17 protein-coding genes are annotated in these 22,022 nt (G+C 66.1%); 9 read left to right on the plus strand and 8 right to left on the minus strand.

All coding sequences use genetic code 11. The features are described from left to right. Window positions 1-131 precede the first annotated feature (131 nt). The 5 genes from D7V80_RS16040 (at window position 132) to D7V80_RS16060 (ending at window position 11,118) form a co-directional block, all read left to right on the plus strand. Window positions 132-1,730, plus strand: coding sequence for an ABC-F family ATP-binding cassette domain-containing protein (locus D7V80_RS16040; protein WP_014397602.1), 1,599 nt, complete (start codon window positions 132-134; stop codon window positions 1,728-1,730). Window positions 1,731-1,906: 176 nt separating this feature from the next. Next, window positions 1,907-7,102: a DUF4011 domain-containing protein gene (locus tag D7V80_RS16045; RefSeq protein WP_120588993.1), complete on the plus strand. Its 5,196-nt coding sequence runs from the start codon at window positions 1,907-1,909 to the stop codon at window positions 7,100-7,102. A 13-nt stretch (window positions 7,103-7,115) separates the two neighbouring features. Continuing rightward, a complete protein-coding gene (locus D7V80_RS16050; protein ID WP_120588994.1) occupies window positions 7,116-8,681 on the plus strand; it encodes a DUF4041 domain-containing protein in 1,566 nt (521 codons plus the stop codon). A 40-nt stretch (window positions 8,682-8,721) separates the two neighbouring features. Beyond that, a complete protein-coding gene (locus D7V80_RS16055; RefSeq protein WP_120588995.1) occupies window positions 8,722-10,449 on the plus strand; it encodes an SIR2 family protein in 1,728 nt (575 codons plus the stop codon). Between the two features lie 306 nt (window positions 10,450-10,755). Continuing rightward, window positions 10,756-11,118 (plus strand): hypothetical protein, encoded by a 363-nt coding sequence (locus tag D7V80_RS16060; protein ID WP_120588996.1) that lies wholly within the window; start codon window positions 10,756-10,758, stop codon window positions 11,116-11,118. On the opposite strand, the gene D7V80_RS16065 is transcribed toward D7V80_RS16060, so the two are convergent. Continuing rightward, the gene (locus tag D7V80_RS16065; protein WP_158616643.1) at window positions 11,106-12,236 is read right to left on the minus strand and encodes a pentapeptide repeat-containing protein; all 1,131 of its coding nucleotides are present in this window, start codon (window positions 12,234-12,236) and stop codon (window positions 11,106-11,108) included. The two genes, D7V80_RS16060 and D7V80_RS16065, sit on opposite strands and share 13 nt — an antisense overlap. A gap of 114 nt (window positions 12,237-12,350) precedes the next feature. Here D7V80_RS16065 and D7V80_RS16070 point away from each other — a divergent pair, with 114 nt between their 5' ends. Further along, entirely contained in the window at window positions 12,351-13,799 is a 1,449-nt protein-coding gene (locus D7V80_RS16070) for a hypothetical protein (RefSeq protein ID WP_158616644.1), read from the plus strand. 29 nt (window positions 13,800-13,828) lie between these two features. On the opposite strand, the gene D7V80_RS16075 is transcribed toward D7V80_RS16070, so the two are convergent. Together D7V80_RS16075 and D7V80_RS16080 are read right to left on the minus strand one after the other, a co-directional pair. Continuing rightward, window positions 13,829-14,770, minus strand: coding sequence for a serine/threonine-protein kinase (locus tag D7V80_RS16075; protein WP_120588999.1), 942 nt, complete (start codon window positions 14,768-14,770; stop codon window positions 13,829-13,831). Between the two features lie 135 nt (window positions 14,771-14,905). Continuing rightward, the gene (locus D7V80_RS16080; protein ID WP_120589000.1) at window positions 14,906-15,565 is read right to left on the minus strand and encodes a glutathione S-transferase family protein; all 660 of its coding nucleotides are present in this window, start codon (window positions 15,563-15,565) and stop codon (window positions 14,906-14,908) included. A gap of 79 nt (window positions 15,566-15,644) precedes the next feature. Here D7V80_RS16080 and D7V80_RS16085 point away from each other — a divergent pair, with 79 nt between their 5' ends. Genes D7V80_RS16085 through D7V80_RS16095 form a run of 3 tightly spaced genes read left to right on the plus strand, consistent with a single transcriptional unit; the run spans window position 15,645 to window position 17,335 of the window. Continuing rightward, entirely contained in the window at window positions 15,645-16,157 is a 513-nt protein-coding gene (locus tag D7V80_RS16085; RefSeq protein WP_120589001.1) for a helix-turn-helix domain-containing protein, read from the plus strand. Between the two features lie 23 nt (window positions 16,158-16,180). Further along, window positions 16,181-16,801: a hypothetical protein gene (locus D7V80_RS16090; RefSeq protein WP_147447117.1), complete on the plus strand. Its 621-nt coding sequence runs from the start codon at window positions 16,181-16,183 to the stop codon at window positions 16,799-16,801. Window positions 16,802-16,849: 48 nt separating this feature from the next. Next, window positions 16,850-17,335 carry a hypothetical protein gene (locus D7V80_RS16095; protein ID WP_120589003.1) on the plus strand — a complete coding sequence of 162 codons (486 nt, stop codon included), beginning with the start codon at window positions 16,850-16,852 and terminating at the stop codon, window positions 17,333-17,335. A 54-nt stretch (window positions 17,336-17,389) separates the two neighbouring features. On the opposite strand, the gene D7V80_RS16100 is transcribed toward D7V80_RS16095, so the two are convergent. From D7V80_RS16100 to rfbB, 5 genes are all read right to left on the minus strand, one after another. After that, window positions 17,390-18,451: a YihY/virulence factor BrkB family protein gene (locus D7V80_RS16100; RefSeq protein WP_120589004.1), complete on the minus strand. Its 1,062-nt coding sequence runs from the start codon at window positions 18,449-18,451 to the stop codon at window positions 17,390-17,392. A 146-nt stretch (window positions 18,452-18,597) separates the two neighbouring features. Further along, window positions 18,598-19,143 (minus strand): dTDP-4-dehydrorhamnose 3,5-epimerase, encoded by a 546-nt coding sequence (rfbC, locus tag D7V80_RS16105; protein WP_120589005.1) that lies wholly within the window; start codon window positions 19,141-19,143, stop codon window positions 18,598-18,600. Further along, window positions 19,140-20,021 (minus strand): glucose-1-phosphate thymidylyltransferase RfbA, encoded by an 882-nt coding sequence (rfbA, locus tag D7V80_RS16110; protein WP_120589006.1) that lies wholly within the window; start codon window positions 20,019-20,021, stop codon window positions 19,140-19,142. The genes rfbC and rfbA overlap by 4 nt, the downstream gene beginning before the upstream one ends. Before the next feature lie 71 nt (window positions 20,022-20,092). Then, window positions 20,093-20,992 carry an SDR family oxidoreductase gene (locus D7V80_RS16115; protein WP_014397617.1) on the minus strand — a complete coding sequence of 300 codons (900 nt, stop codon included), beginning with the start codon at window positions 20,990-20,992 and terminating at the stop codon, window positions 20,093-20,095. 4 nt (window positions 20,993-20,996) lie between these two features. Next, window positions 20,997-22,022, minus strand: coding sequence for a dTDP-glucose 4,6-dehydratase (gene rfbB / locus D7V80_RS16120; RefSeq protein WP_120589007.1), 1,026 nt, complete (start codon window positions 22,020-22,022; stop codon window positions 20,997-20,999).

Here is a 22,022-nt window from a genome sequence, read left to right on the forward strand (position 1 = left end):
GGGTAAACCCGGTGGGAAGGCGGCATTTCCGGGGCGGGCGGGCGGTTACATTGGGTCCTCCGGTACGCCGCCGGGCTTCGATTTACCGCGCGTCTTGGGTCGCCGCGCCATTTCCGTTACAAGCCGCCGCCATGTTCAACGTCATCAACGTCTCCAAGGCCTATGGGCCCAAGAAGCTGTTCGAGGAGGTCAACGTCGCCTTCTCGCCGGGCCGCCGCTACGGCCTGACCGGTCCGAACGGGGCCGGCAAGTCCACGTTCATGAAGATCCTCGCGGGAGACGAGGAGCAGGACACGGGCGAGATCATCCGCCCCCGCAAGCTGGGCATCCTGCGCCAGGACCACTTCCGCTACGAGAACGACCGCGTCATCGACGTGGTGTTGATGGGCAACCGCCACCTGTGGGCGGCGATGGACGAGAAGAACAAGCTGCTCGCCAAGTCGGACATCACCGAGGAGGACGGCAACCGGCTGGGTGAGCTGGAAGGCGTCATCGCGGAAGAGGACGGCTATTCGGCGGAGAGCGACGCGGCCACGCTGCTGGCCGGCCTGGGCATCGAGGAGTCCTTCCACGAAGAGCCCATGCGCCAGCTGACGGGCGGCCTGAAGCTCCGCGTGTTGCTCGCGCAGGCGCTGTTCGGCAAGCCGGAAGGGCTGCTGCTCGACGAGCCCACGAACAACCTGGACATCGATTCCATCCGCTGGCTGGAGAACTTCCTGCATGTGTACGAGGGCGTGCTGATCACCATCAGCCACGACCGGCACTTCCTGAACTCCATCTGCACGCACATCGCGGACATCGATTACGAGACCATCATCCAGTACACGGGTGGTTACGACGACATGGTGCGGCAGAAGTCGCAGCTGCGCACCCGGGTCGAGTCCGAGACGGCGGAGAAGAAGAAGAAGATCGCCCAGCTGCAGGACTTCGTGGCGCGCTTCCACGCCGGTACGCGCGCGTCGCAGGTGCAGAGCCGCATCAAGCAGATCGACAAGCTGAAGACGGAGGACCTGAAGCGCTCGAACATCGCGCGGCCGTTCATCCGGTTCGACCAGAAGGTGGTGAGCGGCCGGCAGACGCTGATGTTCGAGGGGCTGAAGAAGTCCTTCGACGGGCAGCAAGTCATCAAGCCGTTCACGGGCCTGGTCTGCAAGGGCGAGCGCATCTGCGTGATTGGCCGCAACGCCGTGGGCAAGTCCACGCTGGTGAAGATGCTGGCCGGGCAGCTGGAGCCGGACGCGGGGACCATCACCTGGGGCCACCAGGCCACGGTGGGCTACCTGCCGCAGGACCACCACGGCGTCATCCACAAGGGGACGACGTGCTTCGGCTACCTGCGGGAGATCAGCGAGAAGCTGACGAACGAGGAGATCTCGGGCGTGTTGGGCCGGATGCTCTTCTCGGGTGAGGAGCGGATGAAGGCGACGGACACGCTCTCCGGCGGTGAGACGGTGCGTGTGCTGTTGTCCAAGCTGATGATCACGCAGGACAACGTGCTGATCCTCGACGAGCCGACGAACCACCTGGACCTGGAGTCCATCGCGGCGCTGGCGGAAGGCCTGTCGAAGTTCGAGGGCACGGTCATCTGCGTGACGCACGACCAGGAGCTCATCTCCGAGGTCGCGACTCGCATCTGGAGCCTGGAGGCGGGCAAGGACGTGCTCGACTTCAATGGGCCCTATTCGGAGTTCATGGAGAAGCACGCGGACGCTGCGCTCAAGCGCCGGTAGTCAGCACAGAAATCTGAGGCAGTGCGAACGCCGCCCGTTTCTGGTCCGTCCGGAAGCGAGGCGGCGTTTTCGTGCGTGTGTCAATCACCCTCACGGGGGATGCAACCGCGGCGAGGAGTGCGCCAGAACCTGGGGTGCTAGGTCGTCCCACCCATGACGACCCGGGGGGCACCTCCATGACTCCGCACGACTCGGTCCTGCTGAAAGAGCTTCAGCGGCAACGCACCCGGTTGCTGGATCTGAGCGCAACCAACCGACTCCTCCATTTCAAGCACACGGCCCGGACGTCGCTGCGCGTTGTGGATGAACTGCCAGGTGTCGTCTTCGAGCGCCTGAGCAACCACCGTGCGCTCACCTTCCTCCCGGTGATGCCGCCGGAGAATGCCTCCGAGGAAGAGGAGGACTTCGACCCTGCCGCCGCGACGGTGGTGTTTTCGATGACGGCGGAGGAGGCCCCCAGCAAAGACGCCCGGCAGAAGCTGGTGCTTCAACAGGCGAAGAAGTTGGGCATCGATATCCGGTATGAGCTGCCCAAGGCGGTTCCGGCAGAGAGCGGCAGCAATCCTCGCAAGCACCAGGACCGCCACCTCCAAACGCTGTACTTCCCGGAGGATCTGGAGAGCCACCTGCACCGCCTCCAGGGCCTCGCGCAAACGGCCATCCAGGAGACCGGGGCCAACCTGCTCCACTTCGTCTTCGGGTTCCTGCGCTGGTACGAGTCCGGCGACACACGGCAGGAGAAGCCTCGCAGCGCTCCGCTCGTTCTCATGCCGGTGAGCCTCAAGCGCGGCCAGGCGCACCCGGACACGCAGGTCCACGCCTACGAGGTGGACTACAACGAAGGCGAGTCCATCGAAACGAACCTCACGCTCCAGGAGAAGCTGCGGCAGGAGTTCGGCATCACGCTGCCGGCCATCTCCGTGGAGGAGGGCCTGGAGGCGTACTTCGACAAGGTGACGGCGCTGCTCAAGGGCCTGCGCCCTGGCTGGAGCCTGGAGCGACAGGTGACCCTGACGCTGCTGTCCTTCGGGCGGCTCCTGATGTGGCGGGACCTGGAGCCTACCCGCTGGCCCCAGAACAGTCCCATGCTGGCGAACCCGCTCGTCCGGACGTTGATGGGAGGACAGGCGCATGCGAACGAACCTGGCGGAGGTGGCGGGGGCAGTCGGGAACGCCGGAGCGAGGTCTACGACCTGGACTCGCCAGAGGTGAAGCCTCCGCCACTCATCACGGACGCGGACAGCAGCCAGCACAGCGTGTTGGTGGACGTGCTCCGAGGCGAAAACCTGGTGGTGCAGGGGCCGCCTGGCACCGGGAAATCACAGACCATCACCAACCTCATTGGCGCGGCGCTGGCGGCGGGCAAGACCGTGCTGTTCGTCACGCAGAAGCTGGCGGCGCTGGAGGTCGTCTCACGCCGCCTCCAGCAGGCGGGGCTCGGCGATTTCTGCCTGGAGTTGCACAGCCACAAGACCCAGAAACAGCAGTTCATGGAGGACCTGCGTCGACGACTCAACCTGGATGCGAGCGCGAGCGCCCCTCGTCCGCTCACCGAACAGGTCTCGAGCGCGGCTGGCATCCTGCGCGCGCATACCGAGCGGATGCACAAGCCATTCGGGACGCTCGGCATGTCACCACACGACGTGTTCTGGAAGGTCAGTCGTGCTGAATCAGAGCTGGGAGACGCAGTCGTGGAGCTGGAGGGCCTCCGCTTCGAGGGCGCTGAAGGCATGTCCCCCACTGCGCTGGCGGAGGTTCGCGACGCGGTTCGGAGCCTCGCGGCGCAGTTGGGGGATGTTCGCCGCGTCGCGCCCCTCTTCAGTGCCCACCCCTGGGCGGGTGTGACGAACGATGCGCTGACCGACAAGGACCGCCAGACACTCGTTCAACGGATCGCCACCTGGGAAGAGTCTGCCCTGCTCCTGGAGAAGGCGCTGGCGGCCTTCACCGTCCGAACGGGCGTCACGCCCAGGTCGAGCGTGCTCGCGGCGGATGCGCTGGTCTCCAACATCCGGATCCTGCCGCGGCTTCCGGAGGGGGCTCCCGCGACGCTGGTCCCTGCCCTGCTCGATTCCACGCAGCGCGAGGGATTACGAGCCCTGCTGGATGCCATCGAAGCGGTCCAGGCGCAGTGGGCGGGGTTGGAGGCGGGCTGGCGCGCCCGGGAGGACCTGACCGCGCCCGCGCTGCGCGACGCGGAAGCCGTCCTCGACATTGCCCTGCGCCTGCTCTCACCTGACACCACGCTCGTCACCCTGACGCGCGCGCATGAAGCGGTGGAAGCGGCGGCCCGAGCCCTAACGCAGGCTCGCCGGTTCGTGGCCGAAGTGGCCTCGCGCCTGGAGGTCGACGTCACGCTCTGGACGCCTCAACAGATCCAGATTTTCGCCCGCGTCGTCGAGGCGATGGCCGCCCTGGATGACACCACTTTGGAGTGGCGGGACCCGCGCTGGATTGAGCGCGAAGCCGATGAGGCACTTCGGAAAGCCGACGGGACCTGCACGGAATTGAAAGAGCAATCGCGGGCGCTCGCGGTGCGCTTCATGCCCGAGCTCGTTCCTCCCCTCGCGACGCTCAAGTCCCATGCCGTCGCGGTTTCGACCGCGCCATTCATCCCCTGGCTCTCGGGCGCATGGCGTGCCGCGCGGCGGGACTTCCAGGCCATGGCCCACGGCGTCCGTCCAACGAGGCCCGTACTGATCCAGGGCTACAACGACCTGCTGGCACATTACGCGGCACGGGAGCGGATCCAAGAGGACGCGACCCTGAAAGCGATCCTGGGCGCCCGCTTCCAGGGAGTCGAGACACGCTTCGACCGAATCCTTTCGTGGTTGGACGCATACCGGAACATCGACGCATTGCTCCTCCCAATGGGCGAGCGAGGTTTGGAGCTACGCCGCGCGGTGTTGGAGCGTTCTCCAAGCCATTGGCGAGAGGCCCTGGCGAGGGTCCGCGCGAAGAGTGATGAACTGCCCCAGGTCCGCGACGTGAGTACCTCCGTGCAAGAGGCCTCGACGCGCATGGGGTTGCCATACGCGCCCTGGAACACCGAGCCTTGCGGAAAGGCCCAGGACAGTCTCGACGCCCTGCTGAAGCACCTGGGCGAGGTTCTGAACTGGGCACGGAAGGGAGATGCCCCGCCGCCCCTGACCCTCTCCCAGTTCCAGGGACAGCTGCGCCGGGTGCGCGAGGCGTGCGGAGCCGCGGACCGGCTGGAAGCACACGCTCCCGCAGCGGCCCTGCCAGGGGTGGCCTACCAGGGTCGGAAAACCTCCCTCGCGGGCCCCCGAGGCGTTCTCGGCCATGTGGATGACCTCCTCTCGGCGCCGCTGCCGGAAGGCCTGGCGGAGTGGCTTCTGCGAGAAGACACGCCACGAAGGCACGCGGACCTGCTCGCCGCCGCGAACGAGCTGGAGACAGCGCTCACCGCCTACAAACAGTCCGCCACCCAAGCTTGGGAGCTGGGAAGGATGGCCCCGGGCACCTGGGAGGATCTCGCCGCTGAGAAACCGCTTCAATCGACAGTCTTGCGCCTGCGCCAGGCCCGAAGCCAGTCCGCGACGCTTCCGGCCTGGTGCGCGTATCAACGACAGCGGCGCGCCGTCGCGCGAGCGAGGAGCACCGCTGGGTTCCTGGAGCGCGTCGACACACGCCCCGGCCTGGAGCCGGAACGGCTGGTCGCGGCCTTCGACGCTGTCTTCTTCCGCTCCCTGGCGGAAGCCATCCTGCGAGACCAACCGGAGCTCGACCAATTCACGGGCGCCGTCCATGCCTCCCAGCGTGAGGAGTTCGCACGCCTGGACACGCATTGCATCGAAAAGCAGGGCCGATACCTGGCGCGTCAACTCAGCCAGCGTCCGGTTCCACCCGGCGTGTCCTCGGCGAAAGTGGCGGGTATGACGGAGACCCATCTTCTGAGACACGAACTGGGAAAGAAGCAGCGGCACCTCCCCATCCGTGAGCTGGTGGCACGCGCCGGCAGTGCGCTCCAGACACTGATGCCGTGTTTCATGATGGGTCCGCAGTCCGTCGCCCAGTACCTGCCCGCCGGACAGCTGACCTTCGACTTGGTGGTGATGGACGAGGCCAGCCAGATGCGTCCCGAGGATGCGTTGGGAGCCATTGCCCGAGGGAGGCAGTTGGTGGTGGTGGGCGACCCGGAGCAGCTCCCTCCCACTAGCTTCTTCGCCCAGATGGAGGAGGACACAGACTCCAACGACGAGACGGGAGACGAGGCCCAGGGCCCGTCCTTCCTGGAGGATTCAGAGAGCATCCTCACGGCGGCGGCGGAGCGGTTCCCCATGCGCATGCTGCGCTGGCATTACCGATCTCGCCACCCGTCGCTCATCGCCTTCAGCAATCGCGAATTCTACAACGGAGACCTCATCACCTTCCCCGCACCAGGTGAGCACCTGGAAGGGTTGGGACTGCGCTTCCACAAGGTGGACGGTGGATTGTACGAGTCCAACCGAAACGTCCCCGAAGCCCGCGAGGTGCTGGCGAAGGTGAAAGAGCACGCGCGTACTCGCCCCGAGCAGAGCCTGTTGGTCGTCACGTTGAACTCGAAGCAGCGCGACCTCATCGACGACCTGGTGACGGCCGAGGAGAAGAGCGACGCGGACCTTCGGGCCTTCTTGTCGAAGTGGGAGAAGTCCCCCATGCCCTTCGACGTGAAGAACCTGGAGAACGTCCAGGGCGACGAGCGTGACGCCATCTTCGTGTCAGTCACTTTCGGTTGGAACCAGCAGAAGAAGTTCCGGATGAACTTCGGGCCCATCAACCAGGCGGACGGGTACCGGCGATTGAACGTCCTCTTCACGCGGGCGCGGTGCGCGCTGACGGTGTTCGCGTCCTTCGAGCCTTCGGATCTCACTATCACGGAGAGCAGTCCCCGTGGGATGCGCGTCCTGCAACGGTACCTGTCCGAAGCCAAAGGAGAGAAGGTGGCGCACGGCGTGGGGAGCGGCCGTCCACCGGATTCGGACTTCGAAATCGCTGTCGCGAAGGCGCTCGCGGCGCGGGGCTTCGAAGTGGTTCCGCAGGTAGGCGTCGCGGGCTACTTCATCGACATGGCCCTCCGGCATCCCCAGCAACCGGGCAGATACATCCTCGGTGTCGAGTGTGACGGCGAGAGGTACCACTCGTCGCGCTCCGCACGGGACCGGGATCGGCTCCGCGACCAGGTGTTGAAGGGCCTGGGGTGGAACCTTCACCGCATCTGGTCCACGGACTGGTTCCGCTCGCCTTCAGAAGAGGTCGCCCGGATCGTCGCGCACGTCGAAGAACTCCTTCGGGAGGAAGCGGCTGAGTTGCCGGCCGTAGTGCGTGAAGAGTCCCCGGCGGAGCACCAGATGCGGGCCGTCAGCGCCTGAACAGGAGACATCCATGACAACGATCATCACCATTGGATTGGGCGTGTTGGGCCTGTTGCTCCTGGGCTTGTGGCTGCGGACGCGAAGCCAACTCAAGGCAGTCCAGGAGCGATTCAAGCCCATCCTGGACCTGGAGGCCGAACGACGCCGGGTCGCGGAGGAGTTGACGCAAGCCCGCACGGACGCAACCGCCGCGATGGCCGCGGAACAGAAACGGGTCCAGGACGAGTTGGCGAAGGCCCGGAGCGAAGCGGACAGTGCGCTGGCGGCGGAGCGGAAGCGGGTGGAAACCGAGCTCGCTCGCGCCAAGGCAGACGTGGAGCAGGCCATTTCCGCGGAGCAGGGCCGGGCGAAGGCGGAATTGAACCGGATCCGCGACGAGACTGGCCGGACGACGCAAAGCGCGACGCGCGCCATGGAGGATGCAGAAGCGCGTCGAAAGCAGGCGAACACCGAGCGGACCAGTCTGGAATTAGGCATTGCCCGACTGAAAGCCGAATTGAAGGCGTTGGAGGAAGAGGAGGTCCTGCTCTCATTCGGATTCTACAAGCCGGTGTATGCGTTGGCGTCGGTCAAGGAGTACGAGGACCGGCTGGAGAAGATCCGCGACTCACAGAAGCAAATGCTGAAGAACAAGGAAGCCGCAACGTGCTCCATCCAATGGGAGGTCAATGGCAGCAAAGCGGAAGGCAAGAAGCAGATTGACCGGACCTTGAAGCTGATGCTCCGGGCCTTCAACGGCGAGGCGGACGCATGTGTGGCGAAGGTGTCCTACAAGAACGTGAAGGCCATGGAGACGCGCATCGAGAAGGCCGCCGCCGCCATCAATGGTCTCGCGGAGATCCAGCAGTGCGTCATCGACAGGCGCTACGTCAAGCTCAAGGTCGAGGAGCTGATGCTCGCTTACGAGTACGAGGAGAAGGTGCAGCAGGAGCGTGACGAGCAGCGCCGGATCCGAGAGCAGATGCGTGAGGAGGAGGCCGCCCAACGCGAGTTGGAGAAGGCGAAGCTGGAGGCGGAGCGTGAAGCGAAGCGCGATGCGGAGGCCCTGGCCAAGGCGAAAGCGGACTACGAGCAGGCCAAGGGTTCAGAGCAGCAGAAGCTGATGGAGCGCATCGCGGAGCTTGAGCGCCGTGTGGCGGAAGACCTGGAGAAGCAGCGCGCCATCTCCCAGGCACAGCTCACGCGTACGGGGCACGTCTACGTCATCTCGAATATCGGTTCCTTCGGAGAGGGTGTGTTCAAGCTGGGAATGACCCGGCGGCTGGTACCCCAGGACCGGATTGACGAACTGGGAGACGCCTCGGTGCCGTTCGAATTCGACGTCCATGCCATCATCCGGACTTCCGACGCCCCGGCCCTGGAAAACGCCCTGCACAAGGCCTTCGCGAACCGGCGCGTCAACCGCATCAACGAGCGCAAGGAGTTCTTCCGCGTCGGACTGGAAGAGATCGCGGAGACGGTCCGCAAACATCACGGTGAGTTTGAACTGACCCGCGTTGCTGAAGCTGCGGAATACCGGAAGACGTTGGCACTCCAAGAGGGGGAACAAGGTCGGCCGAGTGAGCGAGCCGCGTAAATTCAGACCGGCTCGCACTTCTGGTAGCGTTCGGTTCTCAATGAGTTCCTATCCGTTCCTGCATCCTGGGGATGCACTCCCCAACGCGGTCATCGCCGCCTCTAAAACTCGGAAAATCGCGTTCCTTGTAGGCTCACCCTTGTCGATGCAGGAAAGAGCCGACGCCCCCCAGGTTCCTGGTGTGAGCGCGATGGTGACTCTGATCCGCGAGCACATTCCGGCTGAATCCCAAGCAACGTTTGATGCAGAGCGACCGCACCACAAGGCCAACGAGTACCAATGGGCCATGCACTTCCTGCAGGGCAGAGGAGAAAAGACGGCCGCCGAGAGAGTTGTCAGAGAGGCGGTCCTCCGAGCACGGCTGGATCGACAGAAGGATGGCGCCGCAACTGACGAGCAGCTTGACCAGGATTATCTTGGATGGGTGCTGCCGCCTGCGACGGAGCACCTCGGCAAACTCCTGGTGGGGCAGGCCGATAAGTTTGGGCCTGTCTTGACCACGAACTTCGACCCCCTCATCTCCGCCTCAATCAAGGCGGCCGGCGGTGATTTTCATCGCACCCTCGTGGTCAACGATAGTCCCTTCGGACATACGACTCCGTCCTCCAACTCGACCCACATCATTCATCTCCACGGCTACTGGCATAAGTCGCCCACGCTGCACACCGGCGCGCAACTCACTCGCAATCGCGACCAGGTCGCCGCGGAACTCGTTCAGATTCTTCAAAACCACACGCTCGTTGTCGTCGGATACGGCGGATGGGATGACATCTTTACCAAGACCCTCTCTGCGATTGACGGTGACCGGCACAAGGACGTCGATATCCTCTGGGCATTCTATAATGAGGAAGATGACGCCATACTTGAGGCCCGCTATCGGAATCTCTTCAACAAGGTTCCCAACCTGAGGGGCAACACGGGTCTTCGCTGTTACCGCGGAATCAACTGCCACAAGTTCTTTCCTGAACTGCGAAAACGGTTCGGCGCATCCATTGCCCCGCAGTCGCCCCCTTCCAGCACAGTCCGACAGCCGCCGCCATCCATCCCAATCGCCTCGGCTCCCGGAGCCCCTGGGGCGGCGACCTCGCACCCCTCAAGTGCGGCGAAGCTGCCCGAGCCTGTGCCCTCCGCGTCGGACCGACCCACCTCCCCTTCCGTTCCGAAGACGGACGGCACGGGCAGCACTCCGAGATCAGGTTCCAGGAGAATCCTGCCGTTTGCGGCTGCCGCACTGGTTGCTGGAGGCATCGCCGCGGTCTGGCCATCCCCGAGCAAAGGCGTCAGCAATGACGTCTTTGTCGTTCAGACTCCGCGCAACCTGCGACCTGTCCAGCCGCAGCCCCCGACGACGACTGCTCCGGTCCCGGTACCCGCGAGCACGCTCAGAAGCGTTCGCCAGCAACACCAGGTCGTGGCCGCTTCGGACGCCGAACGCGGGACTCGCGTCTCGCAGCTTCCCCGGGGTCGCTATGCGTTTGTCCCAATGAGCGCTGTTCCCACTTACAACGCGAACACTCCCATCTACGGCCCCATCCAGGAGGGAATCGAGCTTCATCGCGCCTTGTCGGATGGCTCCCTGTACTTCGTGGGCTACGCGGATGCCCCAACCATCACGGCCCTGGGCTATCCGAACCCTGCGCCCATCGTCATCACCCCCACGCCCAGTAGCAGAAGGGCGCAGGTCGCGAGCATTCCTGTGAGTCGGATGGCCACCGCTGAAGTTCGCATGGACAAAGGCACCCGCGTGTTGGTTCTCCACCTCAACTAACAATCAATGACACTCAACAATCGAATCCTCTTTCTTGGGCTGACGTCGGTTCTCCTGCTAGCGGGCTGTGGGCCCGAGGACTTCAGCCCAGGGCCCATCCCGGAAGACCCGCCACTCGAAGAAATTTGTACTTTGGCGAACTGCGCAGGCTGCTGCGATCCGACCACGAACAAGTGCGTCGAAGTTCGTACCAACGACGCATGCGGAGTCACCGGCACCAAATGCTCGAAGTGTGCGACCGGGACCATCTGCCATCCATCACAGCAGCAGTGCTACACGCCCACCATTCGCACGAAGATCCAGCCTTTGCGCGCCACGATCGCCCCGCAGGATCCTGCGGACAACAGTGACTGGGACGTTGATGGCTCGCCGCCGGATGTCGTGATCAAGCTGTCCTGCCCCAACGCGCAGCCTGCTCCCCCTTCGGAGGAAGTTGAAAGCTTCACCCCCGCTTGGACGCAGGGGGCATGCGACGTCCTGAGTACCGATTTGCTTTCGGCCCCCATCCAGTTCAGCGTCATTGACGTTGACGCCCTCTTTGATGACCCGATTGTGTCGGTGCAGTACCAGGTGACCCGAGCCGACATTGACCGTGGCGTCATGGAGTTCACGGGTTCCGGTGCGTTGCGCTCCGTGGCCTTTCAGCTCACCACCTATTACGCCGAATAGACGGACACCTCCGCCCGCCGCCAGCGTTGCTGGATGCTGGCGGCCATGTGCTTGCGGAGGTTTGCCATCCAGCGCTGACAAATCGATTCCCCGGACCGTCCCCGCACATTATTGCTTTGATCCAAGCCAAGAGCCCACATGAGGCTGGAAGCAGCCTCGTGCCGTAGCCCATCCGGGGCCTTGAGCCGGGAGCGGGCTGCTGCCTCAAAGCATGGGTCCAGAAGGAGTGCCGCGACCGTGAGTTGAGGGCACGCCCCGCTTCCCCGGTCGATCAGGCCCCACAGCGCCGCCAGCGTTTCCGGACGCGCTCCGCTAATCAGCATCGCGACGACGGCCAGCTTGTGGAAAATGGGATGTGTCTCACGGAAGAGCGCGAGGATTTCAGCATCCACGCCAGGACTCATCTCCACCGCTGCTTCCACGTGCAGCAACAGCTCCCTCCGGTCCAACCATCGGAGCGCGCGCGGACCGGGGTCGAGCAGAAGGGCATCCATGAACGAGGGGTACCCACCGTATTCCTGATAATAGCGCACGTCCGCATTGCCCAGTCCCGCACGCGCATAGGAGCGAGGCCGGTCCGAGAGAACACCCGCGACGCACGCTTCCTCCATGTCACAGCAGGACAACTCCGCGCCTCGGAGATTGGCGCAGCGCAGGTCTGCTTTCATCAACGTCGCGGCGGTCAAACGGGCGCCCTGGAGCCGGGCGCGGCGGAATGAGCCACGCACCAGGTTCGAAGCCGTGAGGACCGCCCCTTCCAAAGAGGCATCGTCCCAGCACGTGTCTATCGCGACGCAAGCCATCAGGCTGGCGCGCTCCAAGCGAGTCCACGATAGCGAGGCACCAGACAGCGTGGCGAAGTCGAGCCGCGCCTCGCCGAGCCCACTGTCGTCCAGGCGCGCACCGTCGAGCCGGACATGGACCAACTCCGCGCCCGGTAGCTCCACTTGAGCGAGGTCGATGCCCCGAAGGTCCCCCACTTGGGGCCCCAGTGAATCCGCTCCCGGAAAGCCCTTGAGGACTTCACGCCAAGCCCCCTGGAATCCCGAGGCGATCAGCCGCTCGCGCCGGTGCAGACCGTCGGGCGTGAGCCAGCGTTCTGTCAGTTCGGGCCGCATGGCCGGGCTATAACACCCGAAGCCAGCGGCATTCGATGCCCCCCAGAACGTTCGCGGTATTGACTGTTCTTGATGCCGGAGGGGCACGGGCGTCAGTGGGTATGATGCTGGGCCATGTACCCGAGACGCCGTCTTCTGGCCCGTGGACCGTGGTTGTTCGACTTCAGGCCGCATCGGCTCATCGTCTTCCACGGTGCCGAAGGCGTGCGCCGGGAGGTCAGTGGAGACGTTCCGAATCCGCCGTCCGCGCCCGTGGTGCTCGCCGCGCTCGACGAGGCAAAGGGTGTCTGGGTGGGAAGCGGGGATCGGCATGTCTTCTCCGCGGGGACCGGCGCGAGCGCTCCCGTCCAGGCTCTTCTGAGGGAGTGCTTCGATCTCATCACCGATGGGGACCGGCTCGTCGGAACGGTGGTGGACGGCGCCCTCAAGCTGACCGCACTCTTCACGACCAATGGGTCCGGGCAGCGATGGGAGCCCATGGTCTTGCCCAAACCCGTGACCGCCACGCACGGGTATGGGTATTCCGAGGGGCGCCCTCCCCGTCAGTCCCCCGATGGGGCGTTCCTCGATACGAGCCCCTTTGGCATCACCGTCGTGGAGAAGGGCCGGGGCCGCGTCTACGTGCTCCGCTCGGGGGCGGCTCAGCCGGAGGGAGCGCTCCAGATGGAACCGGGCGGAGAGCAGGACATCTGGCGGGCCCTGGCCACTCCCCACGGCGTGCTCCTCCTGCTCGTCATCAACTACCGCCAGACAGCGCTCCTCCACTTCGCGCTCGATGGCACCCTGCTCGGCTCCCTACCGGAGCAGGATGGTGATGACGATGAGGATGAGGAACTGACCTGGGGTGGTGCCGGGGTTTGCGTCCTCGACGCGGACCGGGCGCTCCTCTTCGTCCAGGACAAGGTCCTCCTGGTGTCCCTGCCCAGGCTCCAGGTGCTGGAGACGCTCGCGGGGGAATGGCCCTCCTTCGTGTCCGTGACGCCCGAGGGGGCTGACCGGTGGTGGGTGGGCGCCGAGGACAGTGACGCGCTCTTCCTGCTCACCGCCGAGCCTGGACACCCCTTGCATCTCCATGCCTCACACCGTCCGGTGAGCCCAGGCGCGCCGCTTATGCACGTGGGCTACAAGACGCCCACCATCCACTGGACCGAGCACACCTCGGCGCCGCTGACCGTGGCCGCGCCCGTGACCGAGACCTGGCGGGCGGTGGTGCGAAATGACGGGACCACGTGTGAGGCCGTGCGGATCCGCGTGTCCGGGGTGCTCGTCGGCGCTCGCGTGGTGGACGTGAGCGTGCGGTATCGCGGCCAGCCGCTCCCGATGGCGGAGGAGCACCGCGTGAACCTCGTGGGGAACACCGCCGGACTGGAGGGAGGGGCCACCGCGGAGCTGGAGGTGACCTTCAAGCCCCGGAGCGAGGGCTCGGGACCACTGACCATCACCGTCGAGCCATGCTCCTGGCAGTCGCAGGGCAAAGAGTGGCAGTGGGACAAAGAGGAGCCTCGCGCCCTCGCGGTGACGGGCCATCCGGCATCCGCCCAGTTCCTGCTCACGGTGGAGTAGCGCGAACCGCGCACCCGTCTTCGATCAGCTCATGACGGGCGAGGGCTGGAACCGTCGCTCGCGGTGACCTGCTGGACGAGCTGGGCCAACTGCCGCGAGGTCACCGGCTCCCCCTCCGAGAGGATGAAGTCTTCCAAGTCCTTCCGGAACGCGTGGCAGTCCGGGTAGCGCTGCTCCCGCTCCTTCGCGAGCGCCCGGGCGAGGATGGCTCGAAGGGCATCGGGCAGGTCTGGCCGGTGCTGCTCGGCGGGCACGATGGGCTCGAACAGGGCGGCCTGAAACAAGGCCCCGTCGGGCGTGGAATCAAAGGGCCTGCGCGTGGTGAGCAACCCGTAGAGCGCCACACCGAGCGCGTATACGTCCACTCGCCGATCCACCGGCACGCCCCTGGCCTCCTCGGTCGCCATGTACCTGTACTTGCCCAGGTTTGGGATGAGATATCGGGGGGCCCATCGATCGCGAAATGAGTCGATGCCGAAGCCCACCACCTGGGTCGTCCCCTGGCGCGACAGGAGGATGTTGTACGGCCTGATGTGTCGGTGGATGAGCCTCAACGGCTCGTGCGTCTTTGGGTCGGTGAGGTCGTGGGCATAGGCGAGCCCCTCGCAGGCTTGCGAGATGATGCGCGCGCACAGGGTCGCCGGCAGGGTCATCCGCTGGGCCGCCACGTGCTCGATCACCCTGCGCAGGCTGGGCCCGTCGATGTACTCCCTGGCGAGGAAGTACGTGCCGTCCGCCTCACCCACGTCGAAGACCTTCACGAGGTGCGGGTGCGTGAGCCGGGCGGCGTCCCTCGCCGTGTCGAGGAACATCTCCGGGAAATCCACCTGCTCGGCCATGTCCGAGCGGAGGCACTGGAGCACCAGCGTCTTCTCGATGCCCCGCGGGCCGGCGGCGCTGGCCAGATAGTCCTCGATGATGCCTTCAGCGAGCAGGCGGATGCGCTGGTATTTGCCGACGTGGGATGTCACGGGGCGTATGCATAGCAGACCATGACTCGCTACCGCTTCCTTGGGCTTGCACCGCACCGGATTGTTGAGACACCCGATGGGTCGTACTCAGGCCGCTTGCATCCGCGGCAGCTCCCGCCGGCCCTGCCCCCGCGCTCAATCGCGGTCCGGCGCTCCCAGCGGGAAGAGCGGCCGGTACGGCCTCCCTCCATCCACCGCCCGAGCAACCGACGGACGCGCGAGCAACCTCGCGCGATAGGCGCGCAGCTGAGGACACGACTCGGGAATCCGGTGCGTCCAGTCCGCGTAGAACAGCGACGGCGCCGCCGCACAGTCCGCCAACGTGAAGTCGTTGCCCGCGGCCCAGGTCCGGCCCCCCAGCTGCCCTTCAATCCAGCCGTAGGCGCGCTCCAGGTTCTCCACCGCCAGCTTCATCCCGTCCTGGCGCTTCACCGGGTCCCCCGTCAGCGCTCCGTTCACGGCGTGCTGGACCATGTTCATGACGTGCAGGTCGAAGAAGCGGTCGAGGAACCGTACGTCCAGCGCGGCCAGCGGGTCCTCGGGGAGCAGGCGCACCGGGCCGGGATGCTTCAGCTGGAGATACTCGATGATGATGCTCGTCTCGACGACCTGACGGTCACCGTCCACCAGCAGCGGGAACTTGCGCAGCGGCCAGCGGCGCAGCCATTCGGCTGAATGCTCAGGCGTCTCCGGGCTGATGCTTCGAAACTCGAAGGGCGTGCCGTTCTCATACAGCGCGATGAGCACCTTCTGCGTGTACGAGGAGAAATAGTGACCGTAGACCGCGAGCGACATCGTTGGACCCTTCCATTCACCCACTTGCGTTTCGCAATGGGTTGAACCGTATTTGGACCCCTTGCATACTGCAAGGAGCATGGCCATGCCGCTGACAGGGCGCTCCGGCTGCCCCATCAACCTGACGCTCGAACAGCTCGGCGACCGTTGGAGCCTGATCGTCATTCGCGACGTCATGTTCGGGAACCGGCGCAGCTACGGCGACCTGCTCTCGCAGAGTGAGGAAGGCATCGCCTCCAACATCCTCGCGGACCGGCTCAAGCGCCTGACCGCGTCCGGCCTGCTGTCGCGGCGCCCGGATCCGAAGCACCAGCAGAAGGGCATCTACAGCCTCACGGAGGCGTCCATCCAGCTGGTGCCCCTGCTCGCGCACATGGGGGCCTGGGGCCGCCGGCATACACAGGTGAGCGAGGAGCTGTCGGTTCGGGCGGAGCTGCTCGAAAAGGGCGGCCCGTCCCTCTGGAACGCCTTCATGGTGGAGCTGCGCCACCTGCACCTGGACGCGCCGCGTCCTTCGCGTTCGGTGTTCCGCGAGCTTCAGGCCGCCTACGAGAAGGCCGTCGAGCGCAACGCTCGGGACGGACGGACCTGAAGCGGGTAGCGTTCACCGCGCTCATGAAAGTCCTCGGCGGTTGGATGTTCATCCTGATGTGCGCGCTGTGGCTCCCCGCCTGCGGTCCCTACGACTGCACCCCGGAGAACTGCGCGGACGGCTGCTGCTCCTCGTTCAACGAGTGCATCTCGTTCCGGAGCGACTCGGAATGCGGCCCCAATGGCAGCGTCTGTGCACCCTGCGCGGAAGGCAGTGTCTGCCGGCTCGACCAGCACACCTGCTACGTGGGCGTGATGCGCACCTATATCCAGCCCCGGTACGCCACCATCGCGGACGTCGACCCGGACACGGGCGAGGACTGGGACTCCGACGGTTCTCCTCCGGACGTCGTCGTGGAGATGAACTGCCCCTCCGCACGTGAACGCACCCGCACCGAGGAAGACGAGAGCTGGGACCCCGAATGGCGCTCCGGCGGATGCCAGGTCATCACGTCCAACCTGCTGCGCTACCCGCTCGAAATCTCCATCTTCGACAACGACGCCTTCACCTTCGATGACGAGTTCGGCGGCATCTCCTACCAGGTCACCCGCGCGGACCTGAACCTGGGCCGCATCGAGATCTCCCTCCCGCCCATCGTGAAGACGCTCGTGTTCGAGCTGAGCCACAACTACGCGCCGCAGTGAGCCGGGACCGGCTGTAACCGCTCACACGCCCCCGGCGTAGTCCTGACCATGCGCGCCCACCTCCTGCCGCTCATGGTCCTGTTCGCCGCCGCCTGTGGTCCCTCCTCCTCCGTGGACGAGGGGCTCGGCGTCGTCCAGGGCATCGACACGTCCGAGAAGGGCATCACGGCCTTCGTCCGCTCGGGCCAGTACACCTCCTGGCTCGCGGAGCCCTCGGTCCACGACACGCGCGCTCCCCATGGCAGCAAGGTCCGCGTGTTCTTCAACGACGTCGTCGCGCAGTCGCTTCGCGACGGCAACGCCACGCACCCCGTGGGCAGCATCCTGGTGAAGGAGCTCTTCGAGGACGACGGGAAGACGCTCCGGGGCCACGCGCTGGACGTGAAGGTCGCGGAAGGCCCCGGCAAGGACACCTGGCTCTTCTACGAGGGCTTCGGCCCCGACTACACCCGGAACTACTACGGCCGCGCCCACTCGACCTGCCACGGCTGCCACTCGGACGGGAAGGACTACGTCACCTCTCCCCTGCCCTGAAAATGACGACGGGCGGCCCCCTTCCGAGGACCGCCCGCCGCTGAAACAGCAGGCCTACCGTGCAGCCGACTTGCGGCGCATCAGGAACACGCCCAGGCCCACGCCCGCGGCCCACTTCGCCGCGGCGGCCAGCGGCGTCTTGCTCAGCGCCACCGGGCGGCTCTCGTAACGCGGCTCGGGCGGAGCCGGGCGGAAGTCCGTGGCGCCGGGGAGGTTCGCGCCCCGCTCCTCCGCCTCCGTCTTCGTCACGTTCGGTCCCGGCGCGTTCGGATCCCGCGCGCCCGGAGCCTTCCCGTCCGGCGACTTGTGCTCGAGGATGCCGTTGATCTCCGCGCCCAGCAGCACGACCATGCAGGAGATCTGCATCCACAGCAGCATCACGATGACACCGCCGATGGCGCCGTAGTTCACGTCGTACGAGCCGAAGTTCGCCACGTACTTCGAGAACCCCCACGAGGCGAGCACCCAGATGACCACGCTCACCACCGAGCCCGGGGTGATGAACTTGAACTTCTGCTTCACGTCCGGCAGCACGTAGTAGAGCACCGCCAGCAGCAGCATCATCAGGATGCCCGCCACCGGCATGCGCAGCCACAGCACCACGCTGTTGATCGGCTCGCCCAGCTTGCCCGCGATCGCCGGCGTCACGATGGCGACGAGGGCCGCCAGCACCACCGTGACAGCCGTGCCCAGCGTCGTCAGCAGGGCGATGCCGCGCTTCTTCCAGAACGGGCGCTTCTCCGTCACGCCGTAGACCGTGTTGAGCGCGTCCATCAGCGCCACCACACCGCCGGAGGCCGCCCAGATGGCGCCCACGCCACCGATGGTCAGCAACCCCACCGGATTGCTGCTCGCCAGTGCCTCCAGCCGCTCGCCCAGGATCTTCGTCACCTCCTGGGGCGCAACCTTCGACAGTTCCTGGATGAGCTGCTGCGCCTGGTGCGGATCAATCAGCACACCGGCCAGTGACACGAGGAACAGCAGGAACGGGAACAGCGCCATGATGGCGGAGAACGTCAGCGCGCCCGCGACGTTGCCCACGTTGTCGCGCCCCCACTCATCCTTGAGGGACTTGAAGAACTCCTTCCAACTCATTCCCCTGCCGGGCAGGACCATGCGTCTCCTCCTCGGAGGAGATTGGGCATTCCATCCCCCGGCTGGCTTCCTCCCTCGGGACGAGGCCTGCCCCCCTGCCTGCTTACCGCGCAGGAGGCGGGAAATGACAAGCCCCCCGCCCCACGCCTGCCCGTCTGCCCTTCGCGTCAGAAAACAGGCAGCACGGGCGCGTCCTTCAGTCGGGGCGCGCGCTGATCCTTCGGTGAAAGCAGGGGCTCCTTCACCGGCCAGGGGATGGCCAGGTCCGGATCATTCCAGGCCACGCTGCGCTCGGACTCCGGGGAGTACAGGGCGGTGCACTTGTAGAAGAAGTCCGCCGAGTCGCTCACCACGCAGAACCCGTGCGCGAAGCCCGCCGGCACCCAGAGCTGGTGCTTGTTCTCGCCCGTCAGCTCCGCGGCCACCCAGCGGCCGAACGTGGGCGACCCCTTGCGGATGTCCACGGCCACGTCCCACACCGCGCCCGCCAGGCACTGGACCAGCTTGCCCTGCGCGTTCGGCTCCTGGAAGTGCAGCCCTCGCAGCGTGCCCTTCACCGAGCGCGACAGGTTGTCCTGCACGAACGGGCCGACCACGCCCACGTCCGCGTAGCGCTTCGCGTGGAAGGACTCGAGGAAGAAGCCCCGGTCGTCGCCGAACACCTTCGGCTCGATGAGCAGGACGTCCGGAATCGCCAGCGGGGTCACCTTCACGACACCGCCCCCCGCTTCTCCACCAGATCCAACAGGTACTGGCCGTACTCGTTCTTGCGCATGGGCTCCGCCAGCGCCGTCAGCCGCTGCTCGTCGATGTAGCCCATGCGGAAGGCGATCTCCTCCGGACAGGCCACCTTGAGGCCCTGACGGCGCTCGATGATCTCGATGTAGTTGGACGCCTGCATCAGCGACTCGTGCGTGCCGGTGTCCAGCCACGCGTAGCCGCGTCCCATCAGCTCCACGTTGAGCTGGCCGCGGCGCAGGTACTCCGCGTTGACGTCGGTGATTTCATACTCGCCGCGCTTGCCCGGCTTGAGGTTCGCCGCGATGTCGATGACCTGGTTGTCGTAGAAGTACAGGCCGGTGACGGCGTAGTGCGACTTGGGCTTGGCCGGCTTCTCCTCGATGCTGACGGCCTGGTGCTGGGCGTTGAGCTCCACCACGCCGTAGCGCTCCGGATCCTTCACGTAGTAGCCGAACACCGTGGCGCCCTGCGTCCGCTTCGACGCGCGCTGGGTGAGCTCCCCCATGCCGTGGCCGTAGAAGATGTTGTCCCCCAGGATGAGCGACACGGGGTCGTTGCCCACGAAGTCCCGGCCGATGACGAACGCCTGCGCCAGGCCCTCCGGGCGCGGCTGCTCGGCGTACTGGAGGCGGATGCCCCACTGCTCTCCGTCGCCCAGCAGCTCGCGAAAGCGCGGCAGGTCCTGCGGCGTGGAGATGACGAGGATCTCCCGGATGCCCGCCAGCATCAGCGTCGTCAGCGGGTAGTAGATCATCGGCTTGTCGTAGACGGGCAACAGCTGCTTGCTCACCACGCGCGTCAGCGGGTACAGGCGCGTGCCCGAACCCCCGGCCAGAACGATTCCCTTCATGCGTTCTCCCCTGTGTTCCACGGCGCGGCCGCGAAACGGTTGCGCGCGGCCGTGCCGCCACGCGCGGATGCTCAACCGGCGCGGTGCGCCTTCCAGGCCGCGTGGAAGCGCGCCAGGGACTCCGCCAGCTCCAGCGGTTGGGCCTTCAGCTCCGTGCGCACCTTGTCCGTCTTGAGGCCGCTGCGCAGCGGACGGGGGCTGGCCAGCTTCAGGTCCGCCATGCGCGTGGGCGTGATCAGCGACGCGTCGAAGCCGAACACCTCGCAGAGCGCCCGGCCGAAGCCCACCCGGTCGATGACCGTGCCGCCGCAGGTGTTCCACACCCCGCCGAGCCGCCGCTCGCCCAGCTCCACCAGCATGGCGGCCACGCTGTCCGCGAAGCTGGGGGACACCACCTGGTCCTCGAAGAGCTTCACCGGCTGGCCCTTCTCCAGGGCTCCCACCAGCCACGCCCCGAAGTTGGGACGTCCCGCCGCGGGCCAGCCGTAGACCACCGCGGTGCGCGCGATGGCACAGCCCGGCGCGAAGACGCGCGCGGCCTGCTCGGCCATGTGCTTGGTCAGCGCGTACACGCCGCGGGGGTTGGGCAGCGCGTCCTCGGAATACGGCCCCGCGTCCCCGTCGAAGACGTAGTCCGTGGAGACGTGCACCAGGTGCGCGCCCGCGAGCTTCGCCGCCCGGGCCACCGCCGCCGTGGCGTGGACGTTCGCCGCGTAGGCCGCGTCCGGGTCCTTCTCACACGCGTCCACCTCCGTCATGGACGCGGGGTGGATGATGGCCTCCGGACGGGCCTGGGCGATGGCCGCGGCCACGTCCTGCTCGCGCGTGAGGTCCACCTCCACGTAGCCGTGCGTGCCGCCCGTGCGCCGGGGACCGCGCCCCAGGCCCACGACTTCATGCCCGCGCTCGGTCAGCTGCGCGCAGACGCGGCTGCCCACCAGACCGTTGGCCCCCGTGACGACAAAGCGCATGACGCTAACCCCGCCCCTGCAGACGGGCCTTGTACTGGGTGTCGAAGTACTGGCGGTAGGCGCCGCTCGTGACGCGCTCCCACCAGGCGCGGTTCTCCACGTACCAGGTCACCGTCTCCGCCAGCCCCTGCTCGAAGGTGTGCTTCGGCTGATAGCCCAGCTCCGTGCGGATCTTCGTGGGGTCGATGGCGTAGCGGCGGTCATGGCCGGGCCGGTCCGCCACGTACTGGATGAGGGACTCGGGCTTCTTCAGGAGGCCGAGGATGCCCTTGACGATCTCGATGTTGCGCCGCTCGGAGCCGCCGCCGATGTTGTAGACCTCGCCCGCGCGGCCCTTCTCCAGCGCCACCAGCAGGCCCTGGCAGTGGTCCTCCACGTGGAGCCAGTCGCGCACGTTGGCGCCGTCGCCGTAGACGGGCAGCGGCTTGTCGTGCAGCGCGTTCACCACCATCAGCGGGATGAGCTTCTCCGGGAACTGGTAGCGGCCGTAGTTGTTCGAGCAGCGCGTCACCACCACGTCCATCTTGAAGGTGTGGTGGTAGGCCAGCGCGACCAGGTCCGAGGACGTCTTGGAGGCGGAGTACGGGCTGGAGGGCTGCAGCGGAGAGGTCTCCGTGAAGGCGCCCGTGGGGCCCAGCGAGCCGTAGACCTCGTCGGTGGAGACCATCAGGAAGCGCTTCACGCCCCGGGCGCGGCAGGCCTCCAGCAGCTGCTGGGTGCCCAGCACGTTGGTGTGGATGAACACCTCCGGGCCCAGGATGGAGCGGTCCACGTGGCTTTCGGCCGCCAGGTGCATCACCGCGTCGATGCCGTGCTGGACGATGAGGTGTTCCACCAGCTCCCGGTTGGCGATGTCACCGCGCACGAAGACGTGCCGCGGGTCACCTTCCAGGTCGGCGAGGGTCTCGAGGTTGCCCGCGTACGTGAGCTTGTCGAGGTTGACGATCTTCCAGTCAGGCCGTTCGCGGCGGAGGTACTTCACCAGGTTGGAGCCGATGAAGCCGCAGCCCCCTGTCACCAGGACGTTCAT

The sequence above is a fragment of the Corallococcus sp. CA054B genome (assembly GCF_003611625.1).
GTDB lineage: Bacteria > Myxococcota > Myxococcia > Myxococcales > Myxococcaceae > Corallococcus > Corallococcus coralloides.